At 42.3% G+C, this 23,831-nt stretch carries 19 protein-coding genes, 1 other RNA gene and 1 pseudogene; 11 read left to right on the forward strand and 10 right to left on the reverse strand.

Features of this window, described 5'->3' with window-relative positions; translation table 11 throughout:
• The first annotated feature begins 14 nt into the window (after positions 1-14).
• Together FTV27_RS05255 and FTV27_RS05260 are read left to right on the forward strand one after the other, a co-directional pair.
• Positions 15-704, forward strand: coding sequence for a response regulator transcription factor (locus tag FTV27_RS05255; RefSeq protein ID WP_180077358.1), 690 nt, complete (start codon positions 15-17; stop codon positions 702-704).
• Complete coding sequence (locus FTV27_RS05260) at positions 683-2,044, forward strand: ATP-binding protein (protein WP_180077360.1); 1,362 nt, start codon at positions 683-685, stop codon at positions 2,042-2,044. Before FTV27_RS05255 ends, FTV27_RS05260 begins: the two co-directional genes overlap by 22 nt.
• Positions 2,045-2,526: 482 nt before the next feature.
• Here FTV27_RS05260 and ssrA read toward each other — a convergent pair.
• Positions 2,527-2,886, reverse strand: a transfer-messenger RNA (tmRNA) gene (gene ssrA, locus FTV27_RS05265).
• A 128-nt stretch (positions 2,887-3,014) separates the two neighbouring features.
• Between ssrA and glpK the strand changes: the two genes are divergently transcribed.
• A complete protein-coding gene (gene glpK, locus FTV27_RS05270) occupies positions 3,015-4,499 on the forward strand; it encodes a glycerol kinase GlpK (RefSeq protein WP_180077362.1) in 1,485 nt (494 codons plus the stop codon).
• 69 nt (positions 4,500-4,568) lie between these two features.
• Here glpK and FTV27_RS05275 read toward each other — a convergent pair whose 3' ends face one another.
• The 3 genes from FTV27_RS05275 to FTV27_RS05285 form a co-directional block, all read right to left on the reverse strand.
• Entirely contained in the window at positions 4,569-6,095 is a 1,527-nt protein-coding gene (locus tag FTV27_RS05275) for a DHA2 family efflux MFS transporter permease subunit (RefSeq protein WP_180077364.1), read from the reverse strand.
• A gap of 6 nt (positions 6,096-6,101) precedes the next feature.
• Entirely contained in the window at positions 6,102-7,253 is a 1,152-nt protein-coding gene (locus tag FTV27_RS05280; protein ID WP_180077366.1) for an efflux RND transporter periplasmic adaptor subunit, read from the reverse strand.
• Between the two features lie 262 nt (positions 7,254-7,515).
• Positions 7,516-8,013 (reverse strand): thioesterase family protein, encoded by a 498-nt coding sequence (locus FTV27_RS05285; RefSeq protein WP_111885257.1) that lies wholly within the window; start codon positions 8,011-8,013, stop codon positions 7,516-7,518.
• Positions 8,014-8,120: 107 nt separating this feature from the next.
• Between FTV27_RS05285 and hemB the strand changes: the two genes are divergently transcribed.
• Positions 8,121-9,134: a porphobilinogen synthase gene (gene hemB, locus FTV27_RS05290; RefSeq protein ID WP_180077368.1), complete on the forward strand. Its 1,014-nt coding sequence runs from the start codon at positions 8,121-8,123 to the stop codon at positions 9,132-9,134.
• Between the two features lie 137 nt (positions 9,135-9,271).
• Positions 9,272-10,396, forward strand: coding sequence for a glycine oxidase ThiO (gene thiO, locus FTV27_RS05295; RefSeq protein ID WP_180077369.1), 1,125 nt, complete (start codon positions 9,272-9,274; stop codon positions 10,394-10,396).
• 21 nt (positions 10,397-10,417) lie between these two features.
• On the opposite strand, the gene FTV27_RS05300 is transcribed toward thiO, so the two are convergent.
• The 3 genes from FTV27_RS05300 to FTV27_RS05310 all read right to left on the reverse strand — a co-directional run bounded on the left by FTV27_RS05300 (position 10,418) and on the right by FTV27_RS05310 (position 13,209).
• Positions 10,418-11,353 carry a TIGR01777 family oxidoreductase gene (locus FTV27_RS05300; protein WP_180077371.1) on the reverse strand — a complete coding sequence of 312 codons (936 nt, stop codon included), beginning with the start codon at positions 11,351-11,353 and terminating at the stop codon, positions 10,418-10,420.
• 66 nt (positions 11,354-11,419) lie between these two features.
• Entirely contained in the window at positions 11,420-11,869 is a 450-nt protein-coding gene (locus tag FTV27_RS05305; RefSeq protein WP_180077373.1) for an ABZJ_00895 family protein, read from the reverse strand.
• A gap of 395 nt (positions 11,870-12,264) precedes the next feature.
• Positions 12,265-13,209 (reverse strand): GGDEF domain-containing protein, encoded by a 945-nt coding sequence (locus tag FTV27_RS05310; RefSeq protein WP_180077375.1) that lies wholly within the window; start codon positions 13,207-13,209, stop codon positions 12,265-12,267.
• A 144-nt stretch (positions 13,210-13,353) separates the two neighbouring features.
• On the opposite strand from FTV27_RS05310, the pseudogene FTV27_RS05315 reads away from it, so the two are divergent.
• The 3 genes and pseudogenes from FTV27_RS05315 to FTV27_RS05325 all read left to right on the forward strand — a co-directional run bounded on the left by FTV27_RS05315 (position 13,354) and on the right by FTV27_RS05325 (position 18,739).
• A pseudogene (locus FTV27_RS05315) lies at positions 13,354-13,741 on the forward strand (VOC family protein).
• A gap of 138 nt (positions 13,742-13,879) precedes the next feature.
• Positions 13,880-15,133 carry an exonuclease SbcCD subunit D gene (locus FTV27_RS05320; protein ID WP_180077377.1) on the forward strand — a complete coding sequence of 418 codons (1,254 nt, stop codon included), beginning with the start codon at positions 13,880-13,882 and terminating at the stop codon, positions 15,131-15,133.
• 9 nt (positions 15,134-15,142) lie between these two features.
• Positions 15,143-18,739 carry an AAA family ATPase gene (locus tag FTV27_RS05325; RefSeq protein ID WP_180077379.1) on the forward strand — a complete coding sequence of 1,199 codons (3,597 nt, stop codon included), beginning with the start codon at positions 15,143-15,145 and terminating at the stop codon, positions 18,737-18,739.
• Positions 18,740-18,787: 48 nt separating this feature from the next.
• Here FTV27_RS05325 and FTV27_RS05330 read toward each other — a convergent pair whose 3' ends face one another.
• Together FTV27_RS05330 and FTV27_RS05335 are read right to left on the reverse strand one after the other, a co-directional pair.
• A complete protein-coding gene (locus tag FTV27_RS05330) occupies positions 18,788-19,588 on the reverse strand; it encodes a thioesterase family protein (protein WP_180077381.1) in 801 nt (266 codons plus the stop codon).
• A gap of 193 nt (positions 19,589-19,781) precedes the next feature.
• Entirely contained in the window at positions 19,782-20,468 is a 687-nt protein-coding gene (locus FTV27_RS05335; RefSeq protein WP_180077383.1) for a YggS family pyridoxal phosphate-dependent enzyme, read from the reverse strand.
• Positions 20,469-20,593: 125 nt separating this feature from the next.
• Between FTV27_RS05335 and FTV27_RS05340 the strand changes: the two genes are divergently transcribed.
• Both FTV27_RS05340 and FTV27_RS05345 read left to right on the forward strand, forming a co-directional pair.
• Positions 20,594-21,631, forward strand: a complete 1,038-nt coding sequence (locus FTV27_RS05340; protein ID WP_078190026.1) for a type IV pilus twitching motility protein PilT — start codon at positions 20,594-20,596, stop codon at positions 21,629-21,631.
• A gap of 27 nt (positions 21,632-21,658) precedes the next feature.
• Positions 21,659-22,780, forward strand: a complete 1,122-nt coding sequence (locus FTV27_RS05345) for a PilT/PilU family type 4a pilus ATPase (RefSeq protein WP_180077385.1) — start codon at positions 21,659-21,661, stop codon at positions 22,778-22,780.
• A gap of 78 nt (positions 22,781-22,858) precedes the next feature.
• Here the strand turns inward: FTV27_RS05345 and fur are convergent, their stop codons facing one another.
• Positions 22,859-23,296 carry a ferric iron uptake transcriptional regulator gene (gene fur, locus FTV27_RS05350; RefSeq protein WP_078193101.1) on the reverse strand — a complete coding sequence of 146 codons (438 nt, stop codon included), beginning with the start codon at positions 23,294-23,296 and terminating at the stop codon, positions 22,859-22,861.
• Positions 23,297-23,408: 112 nt separating this feature from the next.
• Here fur and FTV27_RS05355 point away from each other — a divergent pair, with 112 nt between their 5' ends.
• On the forward strand, positions 23,409-23,807 hold the full coding sequence (locus FTV27_RS05355) for an outer membrane protein assembly factor BamE (RefSeq protein ID WP_078193102.1): 399 nt from the start codon (positions 23,409-23,411) through the stop codon (positions 23,805-23,807).
• Positions 23,808-23,831 lie beyond the last annotated feature (24 nt).

A 23,831-nucleotide genomic window follows, 5' to 3' on the forward strand; every position in this document is an offset into this window, starting at 1 on the left:
GTCAGGAAAACGCTATGTTTGTTGTTTTGGTTGAAGATGATCCATATATTGCCTCAAGTATTTGTGCCACTTTGGATTTTTTAAATATTTCAGTAGAACATGTGAGTCATGCGCGTGATGCGGATTATTTTATCCGCCACAGTGCAGTCGATTTATGTTTGCTGGATTTAGGCCTACCGGATCAAGATGGTTTAGACTTACTGCGATCATGGCGCAGAGATCACATTCATGTTCCTGTTTTGGTTTTAACTGCACGGTTACAGACCCAGCAATGTGTTGAGGCATTAAATGTCGGTGCCGATGACTATTTGACCAAGCCTTTTGAACTGGATGAACTAATTGCACGGGTTCATGCACTCACCCGACGTCACCGCGGTTTTTCATCAAATGTCATTCAATTTGACCACTTAATGCTCAATAAAGACACTCAAGAAGTCCATTATCAAGATCAAATGATTCAGCTTTCACGACGTGAATACAGTTTGCTTGAAACCTTGATGAGCCATCCAAATCAAGTGCTTAAAAATGAAGTGCTGTTAGATAAGTTATACGGCTTTCAAGATAGCATTGAAAGTAATGCCCTGAATGTCCATATTTATCATTTACGGCAAAAATTGAATGCGGACTATATCCAGACCATTCGGGGCGTCGGCTATATGTTTAAAATTCCTGAGTCAATCCCATGCAAAAATCACACAGCTTAAAATGGCGCTTGGTCAGTAGTCTTTTGGCTGTGATGATCGGCTTATGGAGTGTGGTATTTGTTTGGCTGTATCTCGACTTACAAAAACGTCTACAGGACACCCTAGATCAACGTCTACATGCTTCCGCACAAATGGTGGCACGACTGATTCAACAATTACCACTGCAAAGCTTGGATGAGTCTGCCTTAGCTCAACAACTTCATTCCACAGACCAAGAACCATTGATCGCTTGCGAAGTATCATTATTTAGCTCTGACATCAGTGTAGGACAGCATGTCATTGCCAAAACACGCGGTGCACCGAAAGATTTAAGTCAGCAAGCAGTTGGTTTTAGTACTTGGCAACAAGGTGAGACGCAATGGCGCAGTTATGTGTTACGCCGTGGTGAGATTCAAGTGGTGGCTGCAGAGCGTATGTTTTTGCGGGAGTCTTTGCTAAAACAGATTTTGCAATCGGTCTTAATTCCGCTGATCTTGTCATTACTGTTGTGTATCGGCTTAATTGTTTTGATTATTCGTCGGGAATTTAAAGCCTTGGATCAGGTTGCAAGCGATTTAAGTCAGTCTAATTTTTCGCTCAATGAGGCAAGCCAATATTTAACGAGCTTAGATGCCAATACCATGCCCTCAGAGGTCTACCCTTTTGTGCAAAATGCAAATCGCTTAGTCCATAAACTGCATCAAAGTCTTGAAAATGAAAAAGTCTTTAGTGCATACGCTGCGCATGAATTACGGAGTCCTTTAACCGCAATTAAAACCAATGTGCAATTGGCACAACTGATGGCGAAAACGGACGGCAATATGAAATTGCAATATAGCCTGGATCAAGCAAATCAAAGTGTCCGTCGCTATGCTGATTTACTTGAGCAATTACTGATGTTATCGAATACCGATCAATCTATTGAACAGATCAAAGCAAGCATTCAGGTACAGCCTATTATTGCAAAAGTACTCGATGATTTAGCACTGATTTATCCTAAAGTAATAGCTAAAATTCAGGTTGATTGGCACAGTCTTGGTAATTTGGCATTACCTCAATTTGTCTTGTATTCTGTTCTTAAAAATCTGCTTGAAAATGCACTATTACATGCAAATGCTGATGTGATTAACGTGAGTATGCAGAAAAACACTTTACACATTCAAGATAACGGTCCACATTTAAATGCCGAAGATATTCGTTACTTAGGGCAACGTTTTTGGCGTAAATCGGCTCAGCAGAAAGGTCATGGACTGGGCTTATCTTTGGTCAAAATAATGCTGAAAAAATATGCTTATACCATCCAATTTGAACCGAATTTTCCTAAGGGATTAAAGATTGCACTGTTATCTCAAGAGTGTTGAATAAAGCAGATTATCATTTTTAGATCATGACTATTTATTCTTTGATTCTCAACGACTACTTTAAAAAAAAGCTTGATATATTTGTAATAGACTGACTTGTAATACATTTATTTCAGTTCAAGGGCAAGCTCTCTTGCTTTCTTTAAACTCTCCCTCAGGATATAGACTGAATGAGTCCGACTTACGTTCACCATGAACGGTATAGCATGCATTTCTTTATTTTTGTTCAATGGGTATGATCAATAGTGATGAGCCATTTTCATCTGACAGACGGTAATACTTATCTTGGGCCTATGCTTTTCTGTATTTCGTATCAATGAGTTGATCTATATACCCATTATCTAGACTAAAAATTAAATGGATAAATTGTTCCAATAATTACCCTTAAAAGGCAAAAATTGAGGTGCACTGCTTAAGAGAAAGGCAATACAGCCAATAAAAAAAGCCTTTAAACATTAAGCTTAAAGGCTTTTTTAGGAATTTGGTGGAGATGGCGGGAGTTGAACCCGCGTCCGCCAGCACTACGCTCGAGAATACTACATGCTTAGATATCGTCTATTGATTTAGCTCTTTGTGACCCGACGAACAGGGTACAAATCGCGATCCTTTAAGATTTAGTATAAGACCCCAAGGCTTGATCTTATACGGACTTGTGTGCGTTCGCTTCAGTCGGGACCCCTAACCACAAGTATTCAGGGATGCGGACAAGCTGCCCTTAGGCAGCTAGAGCGTAAGTTTCGTCGTTTGCGACTAAAATATGCAAATTTGATTTACGAGAGAAAATGCGCTCTCGACATGCATCTATGAGTTTCATCACCAGCGTCGAAGCCAGAAACATCCCCAAAGTAGCGTTATCATAGCATAACTTCAAAAAATTGCGATGCAATTTCGAAACAATTACACATTGATCTGCGCTTAATTACATAATTGCGTTAATATTTTATTTTTCAAGACCGCAAAAGAAAAATATATGAGCTTTTTATTGGCACTCGATCAAGGAACGACTTCAAGTCGTGCGATCATTTTTAACGAACATGGACAAGTTCAAGCTACAGCTCAACGGGAAACCCATATTCAAACCCCGCATTCGGGTTGGGTGGAGCAAGATGCTCAAGAAATTTGGAGTACACAAATTGCCGTCGTGCAACAAGCACTCGCTTCTGCTCGTATCCTCGCAAAAGATATTAAAGCCATTGGACTGACCAATCAGCGTGAAACCACTGTGGTTTGGGATAAACGCACAGGTCAACCGCTTGCTCCTGCAATTGTTTGGCAAGACCGCCGTGCAACCGAGTGGTGTGGACAACAGACCCAACAAAACCTCAATGACCTCATTCACAAAAAGACCGGTTTACGTATCGATCCCTATTTTAGTGCTGGCAAATTGGTTTGGTTATTAGAGCACACTCAAGGTCTACGTGAACTCGCAGAGCAAGGTCATGTGGCTTTTGGCACGATTGACAGTTGGTTGGTGTGGAACCTGACGCAAGGTGCAGAGCATGTGATTGAAGCCAGCAATGCCTCACGAACCATGCTAATGAACTTACAGCAACAAGCTTGGGATGAAGAACTCTTAGAATTATTCGATATTCCCCTGTCGGTCCTTCCTAAAATCATCAGTTCAGATGAATATATTGCAGATACCGCTACAGGTTTACTTGGCGCAAACATTCCCATTACCGGCATCTTAGGTGACCAGCAATCTGCGCTATTTGGACAGTCATGCTTTGAAGCAGGAACAGCAAAAAACACCTATGGTACAGGCTGTTTCATGCTCTTTAACACTGGCACCGAAGTTCAATATAGCCACAATAAATTACTCTCGACCCTTGCATGGCAAGCTCAAGGTCAAACCCATTATGCACTTGAAGGCAGTGTATTTATGGCTGGCGCTATCGTGCAATGGCTAAGAGACGGTTTAGGGATTATTCAAAAAAGCAGTGATGTTGAAAAACTTGCGTGCCAAGTTGAACACACCGATGGCGTGGTTCTGGTTCCTGCCTTTACTGGGCTAGGCGCTCCACATTGGGATAGTGATGCCCGCGCCCTCCTCTGTGGAATGTCACGAGGTACCAATAAATCCCACATAGCTCGTGCCGCCTTAGAGGCCATTGCCTTTCAAGTGTCGGATGTATTGACCGCCATGCAGTCAGACCTGTCTAGTCCACTTAAAGAACTCCGGGTCGATGGCGGTGCCAGTAGCAATGATATGCTGATGCAATTTCAGGCCGATATCTTAAATGTGCCTGTACTGCGTCCTAAACTTTTAGAATCAACTGCATGGGGTGCTGCCGCGATGGCCGGACTCAAAGCGGGTGTGTTTTCAAATCTTGATGAAATTGCCGCATCATGGCAATTAGAACGTGCTTTTGAACCAAAAATGAATGCTGATCAACGTGAATTTCATTTGGCTCAGTGGCAATCTGCACTTAAACGGGCGCGCTCGGACCTTTAATTTTTTCCAATCAATGCCGTATGCAATAAAAAACCGCTCGAATGAGCGGTTTTTTATACTTGATGTTATTTAATGTGCATGACCGCCACCCACACCTGCTTTAGGTCGTGGACAGAGCCAAATGATCAGTGCAGCGAATATGAAGACACCTGCCAGAACTAAAAACACATGATTGGCTGAAAGCGTTAAGGCTTCCTTATCCACCAAACTGGAGATATATCCCAAAGCAGCTTCTGAACTCATTCCATGATTCACCAAGGTGTTTTGTACCTCAGTAACATGTAAATTACTGACCATTTCACTGCGTGCGACTTTGGTGTGATCATCCCAAATGGTTACTGCAATCGAGGCTCCAATTGCCCCTGCCATGGTTCTTAAGAAGTTCATCAAACCTGCTGCAGATGCCATGTCTTGTGGCAGTACCGATGCCAAGGCCATATTGGACAAAGGAATAAAGAAAAATGGCACGGCAAAACCTTGTAATATTTGCGGTAAAGCCAAAGCCATAAAGTCCGCATCCGTGGTCCAAAAGGCGCGCATAAGGGTGACTCCGCCCAAAATACTTAAACCAAAACTCGACAAAGCACGTTGATCGTATTTGGTTGCAAGCTTCGCAACAATTGGCGACATGGTCAGACTACCGACGCCCATCGTTGCCGTGAGATAACCTGCCCACGTTGCGGTATAGCCCAAGTTGATCTGTAACCACTGCGGAATCAGGACAATACTGCCAAAAAAGGCACCAAAACCAAAGGCCAAAGCCAAGACCGAAATGGTAAAACTTCTGTACTTAAACAGCAGTATATTCACCACAGGATGCCGTTCAGTCAGCTCCCAAATCGTAAAAACGATCAACCCGACAAATGCCGTCAGTGCCAGCACCACGATAAATGGATTATTAAACCAATCTCGCTCATGGCCCAAGTCCAACATCAATTGCAAGGCACCGATCCACAACACCAACAGCAGTAAACCACCGCGGTCAATTTTCAATTTCTGTGTAGGTGTTTCAGCCGTTTTCAGTAAGCGCATCGCTGCGATAGCACAACCGATCCCGACAGGAATATTGATAAAGAAAATCCAATGCCAAGATAAATTATCACTGATCGTACCACCCAAAATTGGACCTAAAATGGGGCCAACCACAGTGGTCATTGCCCACATCCCCATGGCTTGCGATTGCTTTTCAGGAGGGAAAATGCGCATTAACAACGTTTGGCTCAGTGGCATAATTGGGCCACCAAACAAACCTTGCCCAATTCGGCAAAACACCAACATTTCCAAACTGGTCGATAAACCACACAGTATCGAAAATACCGTAAAGCCAAACAGGCTGATCACAAAAACCCGTACAGAACCAAAGCGTCCAGCGAGCCAACCGGTTAATGGCACACAAATCGCTTCTGCCACGGCATAAGAGGTAATGACCCATGTCCCTTGGGATGCTGACACTGCAAGGCTACCGGTAATATGCGGCACTGAAACATTGGCAATGGTCATATCGAGCACAACCATAAAGTTCGCCAATGCCAAGACCAAGGCAGCGAGAATCAGACGACCACCTTTCAGGTCAGTCATTTGCATTTGCTGATTCATAGGCAATTACTTCGATTTCAAGTCAATCGTCGCTTCCATAGACAGCCCCACACGTAGTGGGTGTTCTGCCAACTCTTTTGGATCTAAACGTATCCTCACAGGTAAACGCTGAACCACTTTAATCCAGTTTCCTGTGGCATTTTGTGCTGGAATCAAGGTAAATGCTGAACCTGTGCCACCAGAAAAACCAGTGACTATGCCATTAAATTTAACTTTGTCACCATACAGATCAGACGTCAGTTCAACTTTTTGCCCCGCTTGCACCCCTGCCAATTGGCTTTCTTTAAAGTTGGCATCGACATATAACTGAGAGACAGGCACCACCATCATTAATGACGTTCCCGGTGCAATGCGTTGCCCAACTTGAATATTGCGACGTGTCACTACACCATCAAAAGGTGCTTTAATTTGTGTACGTTCTAAGTCCAACTGAGCTTGTTGTAGACGTGCTTGTGCAACTAAAACATCTGGGGTTGAATTTTCATTGCTGTCTTGAATTAATGCATCATTTGCAGCTTTATTACTTTGTGCCGCTTTTTGACTAGATTTGGCTTGAGCGAGTCCTGCTTGTGCCACATCAAAACTGGCTTTAGCGGTATTCACAGCACTCTGCGCTGTGCTTAATTCTTCTTTAGAAATCGCACCTGAAGCAGCCAATTGTTGACGACGTTGTAATTCATCTTGTGCTTTATTCAGATCGGCTTGTGCCTTGGCGACTTGTGCGCTTGCACTATGAATTGCATCATCACTGACAAAGATTTGTGAGTTTAAAGAACTACTATTCGCCGCAGTTTGTTTGTATTGGCGTTTTGCTTTAAGTAATTCAGCCTGAGCTTGAGCTAAGGCAATTTCAGCATCACGAGCCTCAATACGAACAAGCACATCGCCTTTTTTCACTTGCTGCGTATCACTCACCAAAACCTCTGCCACTTGCCCCGTGACCATCGAGGTAATCGACGCTGTTTCTGCACCGACATAGGCATTATCGGTACTGACGGAATGATTTAGAAATATTGACCAAATCAAATACATCACCAAAGCAATCACGATCAATACAGCCACTATACCAAGGCCTTTTTTTCTGCGTGCTTTTAATTCCTGATCGGTGGGCTGCTCTGTAGATGGGGTTTCTGGCAGGTTACTAACGGTATCTGTCATAGATTTGTCCTAAATCTAGCAGACTTGGTCATGGCATCATGAGCTTTGCAAAGCATGTCAACTTTGCTGTCAGATAATGGTGTCGTGAGAAAGTCTATCTTCTTCAATTTTCCGGCATTTTAAAGCTAAAAAATCATATCCTGAGAATAGAAAATGTAACTCGTCAGTCTTTTTTTCGTCGGCAACAGGATAAAATCATGCCCTGCTGCCAATACTGGACTTTATTTTTTCATCATTTTGAATGTGTTAACTTAAAAATGGCTTAATAAGCATACGATGCAATCGCCGTTGCAATCGCTTTACCTTCATCATTGACCATGGTCATACGCATAGTGCAACCCTTACGGCCTAAACGTAAGGTTTCAGCTCGTGCAACGAAATACTGTCCACGTCCTGGCGCCAAATAATCCACACGCATATCGACGGTCGCTAAGCGAGATACCTTTTTACTCGTTTCTACTAGATCTTCAGCTGTGGCCTTTTTATACAATTCTGCCATCGCAGAGATACCACCGATACTGTCGAGTAAAGTTGCCGCAACACCACCATGTAAAATTTGGAATGCGACATTTCCTATTAGATTACTGGCCATGTCCACACGTGCTTCGATCTGACCATCTATCACCGTCATTTTCATGGCATTGTGTACAAAAAATGGGGAGCTGTTAAATGCTTGAGCAATGTTATTTAATAAAGTATCGATTTCATTCTTCGAGTTTAGGTCAATATTACCGGTCCAACTCTTATTTACATCTGTCATAGCCTACTCGAATCGCTGTCATTGAATAAAAAAATAATACGGGGTGCGCCAAACCCTCATTATGCGTCTACAATAGTCAAAGTTTAATACTGATCAATGAGATTGTTATGACCTATACGTTCAATCGTCCAGCTTTTCCTGCCACTCGCATGCGTCGCATTCGTAAAAATGACCAGCTTCGCGCTATGGTGCGTGAAACTCAACTGACGACTGATCATCTCATTTATCCAGTATTTGTGTTGCCAGGCCAGCAACAAACTCAAGATATTCCAAGCATGCCAAACGTACAGCGTCTATCTGCTGACTTGTTACTAAAAAAGGCAGAACGTTTACTCGAATTGGGTGTTTCAAAATTAGCTTTGTTCCCAGTTACACCACAGGAAGATAAAAGTTTAACGGCTGAAGCAGCTTGGCATGAAGATGGCTTAGTCCAAAGCACCATCCGCTTATTAAAAAAAGAACTACCAGAAATGGTTCTCATCACTGATGGTGCGCTCGACCCATACACCACACATGGTCAAGACGGTATCATTGATGATACCGGCTATGTACTGAATGATGAAACCGTTGAATGCTTAATTAAACAAGCACTCAGCCATGCTGAAGCGGGTGCAGATGTGGTTGCACCAAGTGACATGATGGATGGTCGTATCGGTGCAATTCGCCAAGCCCTTGAAGCCAATGGCCTTATCTATACCAACATCATGGCTTATTCTGCAAAATATGCGTCTAGCTTTTACGGGCCATTCCGTGATGCGGTAGGTTCTTCAAGCAACCTCAAAGGTGGCAATAAATACAATTACCAAATGGACATCGGTAACCGTGCTGAAGCTTTACATGAAATCGCACTCGATATTCAAGAAGGCGCCGACATGGTGATTGTAAAACCGGGTATGCCGTATTTAGATATCGTCCGTGAAGTCAAAGATAATTTCGGTGTTCCAACATTTGTCTATCAAGTGAGTGGCGAATACGCCATGTTGGCAGGTGCCATTCAAAATGGTTGGCTGTCTGAAAACGTGATTATCGAATCGCTTATGAGCTGCCGCCGTGCAGGTGCAGATGGGATCTGGACTTACTTTGCTGAAGATGCAGCACTCATGTTGAAAGACATGAAATAACCTGCAAAGCCTTCCTGAAATGGTAACGTTCAGGAAGGCTTTTTTATATCTGTAAAATTTAAAAAACAGTCTTGGAAGAAAAACTTCGGCGTTGCTGAAGTTAAGATCAAACTCATACATTCATCGGTTAAAAGAACATGAATATTGCCATTATTGGGGCGGGTATTAGTGGTTTACTCAGCGCATTGGAACTCGTTGAACGCGGTTGTACGGTGACGATTTTCGACCAACAACGCACAGGTTCTGCCGCATCTTGGGCTGGTGGTGGCATCCTCTCCCCGATGTATCCTTGGCGATATCCCAATGAAGTCAATGCGCTCGCACGTTATGGCAAGCAGAGCTACCAAAAATGGAATGAAAAATTAAAACCTATGACTGGGATTGATTTTGAAATTCATGAAACTGGCATGTTGATTTTTGATGAAGATGATTTTGAAATTGGCTTAGATTATGCGCGTTTGCACCAAGACCCAATGCAACAGGCGGAATATTTACAATCCGAGCAAATTGAGCAGATTAATCCTCACATTTCAGCACGCTTTGCACATGGCATTTATTTTTCGCAATTAGCCAACATCCGTAATCCACGACTTTTGCAGTCATTAACGGCTTATTTACAGCAGCATCCCAAAGTGATCATTCATGAACATTGCCCTATCCGCCAATTAAACCGTTCGGACAATCGTATCCAGTCCATCACCACCGCAGATGGCAAACAACATACAGCTGATCAATTCGTTATTGCCACGGGCGCTTGGTCAGCCGCATGGAGTGAACAACTAGACATTGAGATACCCGTACAACCCGTGCAGGGACAAATGCTTCTTTTTAAAACCCCGCAGAACTGGTTGCCGACCATGTGCATGAATAAAGTCATGTACTTGATTCCACGCCAAGATGGTCATGTGGTTTGCGGCTCAAGTATGCGCCAATGTGGTTTTGATACTCAGACCACAGATGCAACCTTACAGCATATTCAAGAATCGTGCTTTGACATGGTGCCAGAGCTTGCCAACTTTCCGATTGTGAAATCTTGGGCTGGCCTGCGCCCATCTTCGCCTGAAGGGATTCCATATATTGGGCAGATGCCAAATTTCGACAATCTTTGGGCAAATTTTGGGCATTTTAGAAATGGTTTATGCATGGGACCAGCTTCAGCTCAGTTATTGGCTGAACTGATGACTGGGGAAACGCCTTCATTCAATGCAGACCACTATAGTCCGAGTCGCCTGTTTCAAGATGCGTTATTAAGCGTCGACTAATGGTCAATAGGCCAATTTCAACTAAGCCAATAAATCCTGTAAGGCTTCTTTTAACGTCGGAAATTTAAACTCAAAGCCTTGCTGTAATAATGCGGCTGGCTGAACCAATTGACCATTTAAAATTAATTGCGATTGCTCACCCAATAAAATTTTAAAGATAGTTGCAGGCACATTGAGCCACGGCTTTTTGGCTAATTGACGTGCTGCAATCTGCGCAAACTGAGCCTGCGTCGTTTTTTCCGGCGCAACCAAATTAAAAATATGCGGATCGATTAGCGTGGGTTCAAGCAACCCATATTTTTTCTCTGCTTGTTTCATTAAAAACAGCATACTTCGGATCACATCTTGTATATGTATCCACACAAAAGGCTGCCGACCGGAACCTATTTTGTTGACCAAATTGAACTGAATCGGTCGCAGCATTTCCGGTAAGATTCCGCCACCTTCAGCCAAGACCACACCTAGTCGTGTGATAATGGTATTTTGTTCAGGAAATTGGCGTGTGACTTGCTCCCAACTTTGGCATAGCTCTGACATAAAAATGGCTTGTGGTGCAGCATTTTCATCGCACACTTTTGTCCATTGTTCTTCAATATCAATACCATAATAGCCAACAGCCGAACCTGAAATAATGCATTTCGGAAAAATTTTACGTTTACGTAAATATTGATACAGCGCTTCCGTGGTTTTGACCCGACTTTCTAATAATTGCTGTTTACGCGTCTCTGTCCAGCGACCTTTGCCGATACTTTCACCTGCAAGATTAATCACATAATCAATTCTGTCATGAGGAATTTGATCGAGCTGCTGTACCCAAGTTAAATGAGGTGATTTAGAAATACGCCCAGCCTTACGACTGAGCCCAATCACTTTATAATCCGCAGTTAAAAGTGCCTTGATGAGATGTGTGCCAATAAAACCGCTGCCACCCGTCATCAGTACTGTGGGCTGATGCATAATTTGTTCTTATCTATATGAAATAATACTATTATCTATAGAACAAGATCACCAAACGATCAAGCTTTATGCACCAAACTTTTGAGCAGCCATCCGCTGTGCTTGCGGACCATAAAACCAATAGGTGATTAAATACAAAGGGATAGCCATCAGTAACAACATGATCACCATTAAACTCATAAACTGAGGATGTTGAATATAGAGCATTAAATTTTGCCAAATTTCAGGATCTTTTCTTGAAAAAATTGCGATACCCAAAAGTACAAAACCAAAATTATATAACCAAAAAATCAGGCTAAAACCTAAGGTAAATTTTTTACGCTCTGCCTGTGTCGGTGCTCTCTGATTTTTATTTAAAAACCGAAATAACACCACGATCATTGCAATCAGGTAGGGTACGACTGTTAAAATACCGCCTACACCCTGTGGCAATAATGCAGCGATCACACCGCAAATACAGGTCATGATTAAACAAATGAAAAAAAACAAGAAAAAATAACGTGTTAAAGACACCATGACCCTAACCCAAGAAGAAGTTAACACCTAGTATAAAAAAAAAAGCATTTTTTTTCATTTTCATGTCAACCAATCTGTAATCAGCTACGTTATATAGGGTACAAGGTCTGTAGCAACCGATGATTTGGACGGCATCCACAATGTTTCGGTGACCTTTTTAAAAGCAATAAGTTTCATTTTGAATTTAAGTATGAACAGCAGCCATCACTTAAATTTGAAATCGATTTTTTGACCGACGATTTCATCATCACTCGAATCGTCGGTCTTTTATTTTGTGCCTTATGTATTCAGCATTTAATTTTTATATTCTACACCCAAAAAAAATCAGCCGATAAAATATCGACTGACTGAAAAATCTATGCAACTTTAAAATAAGTCACAACTGTAAATCTATGTTATGCAGCACAGTAGCGATTACGCCCCTGTCTTTTGGCTATATAGAGGTTTTTATCAACTTGATCCAGAAATTGCATTGGATTATCCAGATCTGAGGGAATAATGGTTTTTACCCCCATGCTGAGTGTGACGAGTTCCGACACTGCTGAGGCTTTATGCGGTAATCGTGCAGCACGCACGGCATCCATAATTCTATCAGCCATCACTGCTGCTGCGGCTTCATTGGTCTCTGGTAAAATCCAAGCAAATTCCTCGCCACCAAAACGCGCAACTAAATCACGAGGTCGTGTACAACAAGATTCCAAACTTTTAGCAATTTGACGCAGACAGGTATCCCCAATCACATGACCATTCAAGTCATTGTATTGTTTAAAATAATCTAAATCGATCAAAATTAAACTCAGCGGCTTTTGCGTGCGGATTGCGTTTAACCATTCACGCTGGTAAAAGTCATCAAACAAACGTCGATTTGCAATACCAGTTAAGCCATCTTTATATGAATATTCTTCGAGCTGACGTTGCAATTTTTGTAGTTGTTCCTCTTGTTTTTTCCGCTCGGAAATATCAAACATAAAGCCGACAAGACAATCTACATCACCATTTGGTTTACGCACGACATGCACAACATCACGTATCCAAAGATATGAACCATCTTCTTTAAGTGCACGATAATCTGCTTCATGATCTATACCAGCCATCGACTGTGAAACACAATAATTCAGTACATAATTACGGTCTTCCTCGTGCATACGTGATGCCCAATCATCTACCGTTTTCCAACTACTTTGTTTCCAACCGAGTAACCTTTCAATTTGCGGTCCAATATAACTAAATGTTTTACTGTCCCAATCAATACACCAAGGAATGGCTAATGTAGACTCTAATAAAGTCTTATACACCATATTATTTGCAAGTTTTTCTTCATCAAAAGGATTATTTGGCATGTTGCATCTCCTGCTACCCCAAATGCAGGCAATATACCCGCTGTACAATAATTCACCTATATACAGGATTAGAACAACATTTTATATTCCTAGTTCTTGGTATTTTTTAACCTAATTTCAGATCTCTACTATTTGAAACGTGTAATCCATCAAAGAAAATATAACAACAATGAACCAGCCTACTATTTTGAAATTCAAAGTTCTGATACCAAGCGTTAAGTTGTCTATTATTCTGCCGTTTTTGGTTGGTCATTTACACGAGTTACAGGATTCCCTAATCAGTAACCCCAGACTTCATGGTGACCTCTTAGAATGCTCTGTACAGACTCCACCGATGCATTGCATTACCAATACATTTACTCGTAGTTTTGAAGTTAAAGATTTCGACCAAATCACTAAGAAAAATCTGGTACAAGATGGCCAAATTGCCATGGAAAAATTTGCGATCCCCGGTCAATGTTGGCAAGGCTATTTCTTAGACCCAGACCACAATACCTTTGGCCTTGTGCAAGTCGATCCAAATGCACAGTAAACACTTGGTTTTTGATTGGGGAGCTTCTACTTGTCGAGAACGACTTAGTTTGACGTATGAATGATTAATCGCCCTCGAAAACGTGACCATCTGTGATACTTTAGAGCCCAATCAATTTTTTTGATTTTTGGGGCTTGCATGACTGTTCGTTTTTTTCATACTTCTGATTGGCATTTAGGACAATTTTTCTATAACCACTCACGTGACTACGAACATGAACAGTTTCTCAATTGGCTGCTTGAACAAATAGCACAAAAACAGCCACATGCCCTGCTCATTGCAGGCGATGTTTTTGATGTGATCAACCCCGCTTCCAGAGCGCAAAAACAGTTGTATCAGTTTCTAGCAGATGCACATGAGCGAGCTCCGCAAATGCAAACCCTGATGATCGCAGGCAACCATGACTCAGGCTATCGTATTGAACAAGTTGAACCCTTATTAGAAAAATACCATGCCAAAGCTGTAGGCGTGGTCCATAAAAATACCGAAGGTCAGCTCGATTTAGACCGACTGCTGGTACCGATTTATGATGAACACAAAAATGTAGTGGCATGGTGCCTGACTTTACCTTTTCTACGTGCTGCCGAGATCACCGGTTTCAATGATCAAACCACCAATAGTCAAAATGCCATTGCCTATGTACATCAACAATTAATTGCTGAAGCCAATGCACGTAAAACTCCAGATCAAGCCTTAATTTTAATGTCCCATGCCCACATGCAAGGCGGTGAAACGTCAGACTCAGAGCGCCCGATTATTATGGGCAATGAAGAAGCAATTTCAACCGCCCTGTTTGATGATGTAATTGACTACGTGGCTCTTGGGCATTTGCATAAACCGCAAAAAGTTGGACAAACTCATATCCGTTATAGCGGCTCACCGATTCCCCTGTCATTTAGTGAAATCAATTATAAGCATCAAGTGCTTGATATCAGTATTGACCCGACTCAAAGCGATGAATCACGCTTTCAAATAGAGTCCTTAGCGATTCCGCGCAGCGTGCAATTGCATCGCATCAAAGGCACAATTCCAGAAGTTTTGGCACAATTATCCGCTTTGCCGAGCGGTGAAATTGAAGATATTGATCTGCGTGAATATGTCGAAATTGAATATCATACCGACACTCCGCCTGCACCGAATTTACGACAGCAATTTGAAGAAGCGCTAGCGCCAAACCGTTATCGTTTGGTGCGCATCAGCCGCCGTTATTTAAATTCAGATCAAAATAATCCGCAGCAAGCCGCAATCAACCTTGATCCGCCTACGCCTGAAAAATTATTCCAAAACCTTTGGGAAAAACAGGGCTACGGTGCTGATGACACCGTAATGAAAGATTTTTTAAGTTTGGTCGATGAAGCACAAAAATCACTTGAAGATGATGCGAACACTTAAGGAATTGCCATGAAAATTTTATCTATACGCATTAAAAACTTGGCATCTTTAGCGGGTGAGCATTTTATTGATTTTGAATCTGAACCCTTAGCAAGTGCAGGCTTAGTGGCAATTATTGGTAAAACAGGTGCTGGTAAATCGACTATTTTAGATGCCATGTGTTTGGCGCTGTTTAACCGTGTGCCGCGCTTAAAAGACAGCGATGGCAAACTCATCGATGTAGATGGTTCAGAGCTGCCGACCAACTCACCGCAAACAGTCTTGCGCCGTGGTACAGGCCAAGGCTTTGCCGAGCTCAGTTTTATTGCTCAAGACCAAAAAGTCTATTCTGCACGTTGGGAAATTAAACGTGCCCGTGAAAACCCAAACGGTAAATTGCAAAGCGTACAGCGCTCACTGAAATGCTTAACAGATGGCACTGTTGTTGCGGATAAAACCAAAGCGGTTGAGAGCCAAATTTTACGCATTACTCAACTCAGTTTTGAACAGTTCACCCGTGCCGTTTTACTGGCTCAGTCAGAAGTGACCGCTTTTTTAAAAGCGCGTGATAATGAACGTGGCGAGCTATTGGAGTATCTAACCAATTCCAGTATTTTCGGGAAAATTGGTCAATTGGCCTTTGAAAAAACCAAGCAAATTACCAATCAGCGTAAGGCTTTGGAAGTTCGACTCGGTGATATTGAAATTTTATCGGATGAAGATCTTGCCTTATACACGGCGAATTTTCAAAGTCATACAGAGTCTTACCAAAAATTCGAAAGTGAAAAGCAGCAATTGCTCAAACAGCAGCAATGGTTTCAACACAAAGATAAACTGATTGCGGATATTCAGCAACGTGAGCAATATTTGGCTATTCAACAGCAGCAACTCGATGCACTGCAGCCGCAGAAGCAGCAATTGCAGCAACTGGAAAAATTCGCCTCAATCCGTCCAAGCATCATTCAACGCAAGAATTTAAGTACTGAAATAGCAACGCTGCAGCCTCAATTGGCTCAAGCACAGCAGCAGTTCAGCGCAATTGAAATTAAGTTTAATCATGAAAAAACTCAATTTAAACAACTTGATCTACAGCAAAAACAGCAGCACCAATTTGAAGTTGATCATCAAGATCAAATTGATTTAGTACGTGCGCGAATTGCCGACCGCCGAGTGCTAGGCGATCAGCTAATTGCTGTAAAAGATGAACTCAAAAAACTGCAAGATCAGCATGCCCCGCTGCTTCAAGCCGAACAGCAATTGTTACAAGTACAGCAGCAGTTAGAACAAAATATAGCGCAGCAAAATACCCTACTCTCGCAAACAGCACATTTTCAAATTTTGGATGAAGCACTGTCTGCACATCTCAGCCCTTTACAGCGTTTTATTCAAAGTTATGCGCAATTTGAGCAGCAATATGGTGATGTCGCTCAAGCCACGCAACAAGTGGCACAAAAACAACAGCAACTTGACCAGCTCATTCAGCAATTTGGGCAAGACCAAGCACTTAACTCGAAAATTACGGGCTTGCGTACAGCGCGTGAAGACTTATTAAATCGCATCAATCAATTAGATATCACCAAGAGTCATTGGCAGCATTACCACGCCATTCATGTTGAACATCAGCAAAAATTGCAAGACCAGCACCAACTGCAAAGTGATCTCACACAGAATCAGCAGCAATGCAGCATGGCTGAAACTGAATTTCATGCACAAAAAGCAGCTCGAGAGAATTTGCAAACTTTACTGCAGCAGCAGCGATTACTGCATGCAGAAAATATTGAACAGCTCAGAGCAAATCTGGTTGCAGGTGAAGCATGTTTGGTCTGTGGCAGCACCGAGCACCCTTATACATATAACCAAGATGTGCTTTCCCATGAACTATTGAAACTGCAAGTACAGCAGGAACAGCAAGCACTAGCGCAGGAAAAAATAACGTTTGATCTGTGGCAGCAACTGCAAAAAAAATGCACACAGCAGTCCACTGCCTTTGAAGCCAATGCACAGCAACTCACCTCAATCAGCACGCAACAGAGCAATGCCCAAACCCAGCTTGAGCAATCACTTAATGCACTGAATATTCCATACGATTTGCACTCAGATTTGAGCTTGCTTGAAACGGCTATAACGCATCATATTGCACAAACACAGCAATCTTTGCAGCAAACAGAAGCTGATTTAAAAACCCATGAACAGGCGCAGCAAAACAGCCATACTTTGACTCAATACATTCAGCACACGACAAAGCAGCTGACAGAAATACAGCATGCGGAACAAAATATTCAACCTATTTTGTCTTTATTGGATGACACTGAAAAATACGCATGGCAGCAGTCAACCCGCACCGCTGCTGAAGAAATTTATATTCAATTACAGCAACGTCTTAACACCTTAAAACAACGTAATGAACTAAATGCTCAGCTGAATCAAATAACACAGCAGCTGGAACAGGCAAAACAGCGCAGTAAATTCAGTCTAGAGAATATTGCTGCAACTGAAAAACGCATTTCGACACTGTTAGAAGAAGGTAAACAAAATAGCGATCTTGCAATCCAAGCTATTTTTACCATGACTCAAGTAACTGTTGAAAAACCGCATGAATGGTTATTACAGTTTGAGCAAAACCGACAACAGCTGCAGACTCAGTTTAATACGGTACGTCAACAATTTGAGCAGCGACGCCAAGCCTTTGATACGGCACAAGCAACACTGCAAAAATATCAAGCACAGCAACTACAGTTGCAAACTCAACAAAATGCAGCCGCGTTGAGTATTCAACAGTGGTTAGCGCTGCATATTGATTTTAATGACGCCTTGTTACAGCAGCTCAGTGAAATTACACATGAGCAAGAGCTGCAACTGAAAAAGCAAATTAGCTCGGCTGAACGTGCATATAGCGATGCTCAGTCTGCTAAGAAAACATTGGATGAGCAACTACAGCAGCACTTAATGCTGCAGCCTGAAATCGAATTTGAAGCACTACTCTCACAATTACAAAGTTTGGTTGAACAAATAACCCAAGTGATGGAACAGCGTGATGAAGTGAAACTCAAACTCGAAGTACATCAACGCAATGTAGCAAAACAGCAGCAATTTACCGATCAGATTCAACAGATCCAATCTGAGGAACATCGTTGGAATAAGATTTCGAGCTTAATGGGCGATGCAACGGGCAAGAAATTCCGTGATTTGGCACAGCAATATAACCTCGATATTTTAATTGAATATGCCAATCAGCAATTGGCGATGCTTTCACAGCGCTATACCTTAAAGCGCCTTGAAAACTCATTAAGCCTAGCCATTGTCGATCATGATATGGATGGTGAAACCCGCTCGGTCTCTTCGCTTTCAGGCGGTGAGTCTTTCTTAACCGCGCTCGCTTTATCCTTAGCCATTGCGAGCATGGCATCAGGTACAACAAAAATTGAAAGCCTATTTATTGACGAAGGATTTGGTACGCTAGACGCTTCAAGTCTGCACATGGTGATGAATGCTCTGGATCAGCTACAAAACCAAGGGCGTAAAGTCGTGCTAATTTCTCACATTCAAGAAATGCACGAACGAATCCCTGTGCAAATTCAAGTCAATCCTGTCGGAGCAGGTGCAAGCACCATCCAAATCGTATCTTAAAAAAAGCCTGCTTAAAGCAGGCTTTATAATTTTTGATTCTCTAGATCATTACGTCCCGAGTGGACGTAGCGTTAAAATCTGTTCACTACGCCCAAATGGGCCATGGACATCATGCAATACAGAACTACTCAAACCAACACCATCCGTTCCATACTGCTGCACGGTTTCCAGACCTAACCACTGTCCCTGTGGTAAACGGTGCAAATGGATTTGTAGATCCAGATTTGGAAAGCCCCAGCCAAATGGCCAATCCTGACGCGGAACAATACCATTGGCGGTATCAACCATGCCCATTAAACGGACAAAATCAGCAGTCGGCTCACCTTCAACCATGTCATGCTGTGTTCTCAGCCACACAATGCCTTGACCTGCACGGCGCCCATGGCTTCTTGCTTCAATCGACTGAATATATCCCCCCGGCCACTGACGGATACCGTCCCAAATCGGCGCAGTTTCTGGCCCAGTCACATCAGCATCCTCCAAACCTTTCACGGACTGGCTATTTTGCGTCATCATGCGCCAAGTGCGTGCCACAATGCAGGTTTTGCCCTGAGCCCGCATTTCAGATTCAATCAGTTCAATAGTTTTTCCCGGACGAATCACTTGCGTGATTATTTCAAACTCGCCAGCAGGAATTAAGCCCAAAATATCGAGGCTAATGCGCCCGATACGCATATCATGACGTGGTGAAAAACGGTCTAATTCAGCACAAATAATGCCTGTAGCTGGTGCCATGTGTTGCTCATGTGCATTCCATGCACCTTGTGCTAAATTGGTCGAATGGTAATGTGCCGTGACACAGCCTTGCGCATCTACGTCGCGTTGAATCAACTGATAATATGCCGTCATGAACTTCCCTATTTGTCCAAGTGTGAATTACTTCAATATCAAAAACATCCTGATTATTTTGTACTCAACTTTAATGGAAAGTTCAAATTAAAAGGCTCACTTTGAACCCATAGGTTTCATCTATTGTGAAAATTTATCTGCTGTGCTTACACTTTATAAGCCTAGTTTTTGAAAGCAGGCTGAATCTTCTGTCCTATTTTGAATAATCACGTGCGCCAAACAATGCTGTCCCCACGCGAACCATCGTTGAACCCGCAGCAATCGCATCAGTCATATCGCCTGACATCCCCATACTTAATGTATCCCAATCTTCAGGTTTCGCATGCTGTGCTTTGACGTGTTCAAAGAGCATTTTGGCATCAGCAAACGCTTGCGGATTGTTTGGAGCAGGAATCACCATCAGTCCACGTAAGCGTAAATTCGGTAGCGTAGAAATCTGTGCGACCAAATCTGCTACTTCATTCGGCTGACAGCCATCCTTCGTATCTTGCGCGTCAATATTGACTTGTAGGCAAATATTCAAAGGCGCTTGAGTCGCTTCTCGCTGGCTTGATAAACGCTCCGCAATAATCAAACGGTCTACCCCATGCACCCAAGCAAAGTTTGAAGCCAAATGTTTGGTTTTATTGCGCTGTACATGACCAATGAAATGCCATTCAATCTCTAAATCTGCCAAAACCTCAATTTTTTCAAGCGCTTCTTGCAGATAATTTTCACCAAATGAGCGTTGCCCCGTTGTATACATTTCTCTTAGCATTTCAGTAGGATGCGTCTTAGATACAGCCAACAATTCAACCGACTGCTGTGGTCGACCCGCAAGTTGGCAAGCCTGCTCAATTTGCTGCAAGACTTGATTTCGTGCTTCTTGAAGTTTATTCATTGACGGGGTTCTCATTTCATTCATCTTTTTTTGCATTGCCCTGCAACTAAGTGTTGGTTAAGCTGTGGGAAAGCCTTATTATTCTATCAAAATAATTAAGATTTAATTTTTATCTCGGGGATTTTATGGACATTACAGAACTATTGGCCTTTGCTGCCAAAAATAACGCTTCGGATTTACATTTATCTTCTGGTATGCCACCGATGATTCGTGTGGATGGTGAAGTTCGTCGTATCAACCTACCTGCTCTTGAACATAAAGAAGTGCACAAATTGGTTTACGACATCATGAACGATAAACAGCGTCGTGATTACGAAGAAAAATTAGAAACTGACTTTTCATTTGAAGTACCTGGTGTGGCTCGTTTCCGTGTGAACGCATTTAACCAAAACCGTGGTGCTGGTGCCGTTTTCCGTACCATTCCTTCAAAAGTACTAACCATTGAAGATCTTGGCATGGGCCAAATCTTCAAAGATATTTGTGAATATCCACGTGGCATCGTATTGGTGACCGGTCCAACAGGTTCGGGTAAATCAACCACGCTTGCTGCGATGGTTGATTACATTAACGACAACCGTTATGACCATATTTTAACGGTCGAAGACCCGATCGAATTTGTACACGAATCAAAAAAATGCTTGGTCAACCAACGTGAAGTACACCGTGATACGCACGGCTTTAACGAAGCACTTCGTTCCGCACTGCGTGAAGACCCGGATATTATCTTAGTCGGTGAGATGCGTGACCTTGAAACCATTCGTTTGGCGCTGACAGCTGCTGAAACCGGTCACTTGGTCTTCGGTACACTACATACAACCTCTGCCGCAAAAACCATTGACCGTGTGATTGACGTATTCCCTGCTGAAGAAAAAGATATGGTTCGTGCCATGTTATCCGAATCACTTCAAGCCGTAATTTCACAAACCCTACTCAAGAAAAATGGTGGCGGTCGTGTGGCTGCGCATGAAATCATGATCGGTATTCCTGCGATCCGTAACTTGATTCGTGAAAACAAAGTCGCGCAAATGTATTCTGCGATTCAAACGGGTGCTAACTACGGTATGACCACACTCGATCAAAGCTTAAAAAACCTTGTCGCAAAAGGCATTATTAGTACGCAAACTGCACGGACTGCAGCGAAACAACCCGAATCTTTCTTGTAATTTTTTTATTTTTCTGGGGCGATCGTTATGGATTTTAACGGCTTACTTGATTATATGGTGGAGAAAAAAGCATCGGATTTGTTTATTACAGCCGATGTTGAACCCTCGATTAAGATCAATGGGCAAATTTTGCCAATTGGCTCGACTAAGCTACCGGGCCCGACTGTCGGTCAAATCTTACATTCTATTATGTCTGACAAACAGCGTAAGGAATTTGCCGAAACGCGCGAATGTAACTTTGCCATTAGTAATACCAGTAAATCTGCTCGTTTTCGTGTCAGCGCCTTTCAACAACGTGACCAGCCAGGTATGGTGCTGCGTCGTATCGAAACCGTTATTCCAACGATGGATGAGTTGAAATTACCGCCGATTTTAAAAGAATTAGCGATGACCAAGCGTGGCATTATCATTTTCGTAGGTGCAACGGGTACAGGTAAATCAACCTCTTTGGCATCTTTGATTGGCTATCGTAATGAAAATAGCAAAGGTCATATCATTACAATTGAAGACCCGATTGAATTTGTACACCAACACCGAGGCTGTATCATTACCCAACGTGAAGTGGGTATTGATACCGACTCTTTCGAAGTTGCCTTAAAGAATACGCTACGTCAGGCACCTGACGTGATTCTGATTGGTGAGATTCGTTCACGTGAAACCATGGACTATGCGATTGCCTTTGCTGAAACGGGTCACTTGGTTTTTGCTACTCTGCACGCCAACAACGCCAACCAGGCCATCGACCGTATCATTCACTTCTTTGAAGCGGATCGTCATAGTCAACTGTTCATGGACTTGTCTTTGAATTTAAAAGCAATGGTTGCGCAGCAATTGATTCCAACCATTGATGGTAATTCACGTCGTGCTGCCATTGAGATTTTGATCAACTCACCTTTAATTTCAGATTTAATCCGTAAGGGTGAAGTGCACGAAATTAAAGACCTGATGAAGCGTTCTCGTGAACTGGGTATGCAAACCTTTGACCAAGCTTTATATGACCTTTATAAAGCCAAGCAAATTAGCTACAAAGATGCGCTCAAACATGCCGATTCACCGAACGACCTGCGTCTACAAATTAAATTGTCTGAAGAAGGCGGTGAGCATTTACTGCGTGCAAATTCAAATATTACCTTTGATGGTCAACATTAATTTTGCTTAAACGCTTTCGGAAATAAAAAACAGACTTCATATGAAGTCTGTTTTTTATTCATTCTCATCCGCATTGGATTATTTTTTACGATATGCTTCTTGGCATTCAGGCGCATCACAATAGCCATAAAGATTTAATGAGTGACCTGTAAGTTGGAAACCAAATTTTTCTGCCACTTGATGTTGCTCATGCTCAATCACATCATTAGTAAATTCCACCACTTTATTGCAGTTTTGACACACAATATGGTCATGGTGATCTTCTTGCATAATCTCAAAAACAGAATGATTGTTTTCAAAATGATGGCGTTGAATAATACCTGCAGCTTCAAACTGTGTTAACACGCGATACACAGTTGCTAAACCCACATCTTCACCCTGTTCAAGTAAAGTCTTATAAATATCTTCTGCGCTTAAGTGATGTTGTCTTGAATTTTCAAGCAATTCCAATATTTTAATTCGTGGAAGTGTAACTTTAAGTCCAGCTTTACGTAAATCTTGATTTGAAATAGGCATGAAAAAAGGTCTCTCAACAAAATTAAAGTTGGAATATGCAACAAAGTGTAGATGCAGTATGATCTATCCTTGGATCAAATGCATCATAATTAATTTGGGATAGTTTAGCAAAATGCAAAAAATCATGCTGACGTTATTCGTCACTTCATTGCTCGTAGGCTGTTCAACCTTGGGCGTTTATAAAGTTGATATTCCACAAGGTACACCTTTAACTCAAGCACAAGCGGCTAAAATTCAAGTGGGAATGAGCCACCAACAAGTTCGCTTTTTGCTAGGTAGTCCAACTGTTGCCGATCCAATGAATCCGTTACGTTGGGACTACATTTATAAGTATACCCCAGGAACATATGCTAAAAAAGCCAAGATTCCTGCTGCACATGGTCAACACTTAAAAATCTTCTTTGACCAAAACGGTATCGTTCAAAAAATTGAAGGCTTAGAAACCATTCCAGAGTCTCAACCGGGCTTACCAGGTTCTAAAGAAGCGATTTTAACTGCGCCACCACTATAGTCGCTTTAAGATAAAAATAAACCC

Source organism: Acinetobacter sp. YH12251 (assembly GCF_013417465.1).
GTDB classification, from domain to species: domain Bacteria; phylum Pseudomonadota; class Gammaproteobacteria; order Pseudomonadales; family Moraxellaceae; genus Acinetobacter; species Acinetobacter amyesii.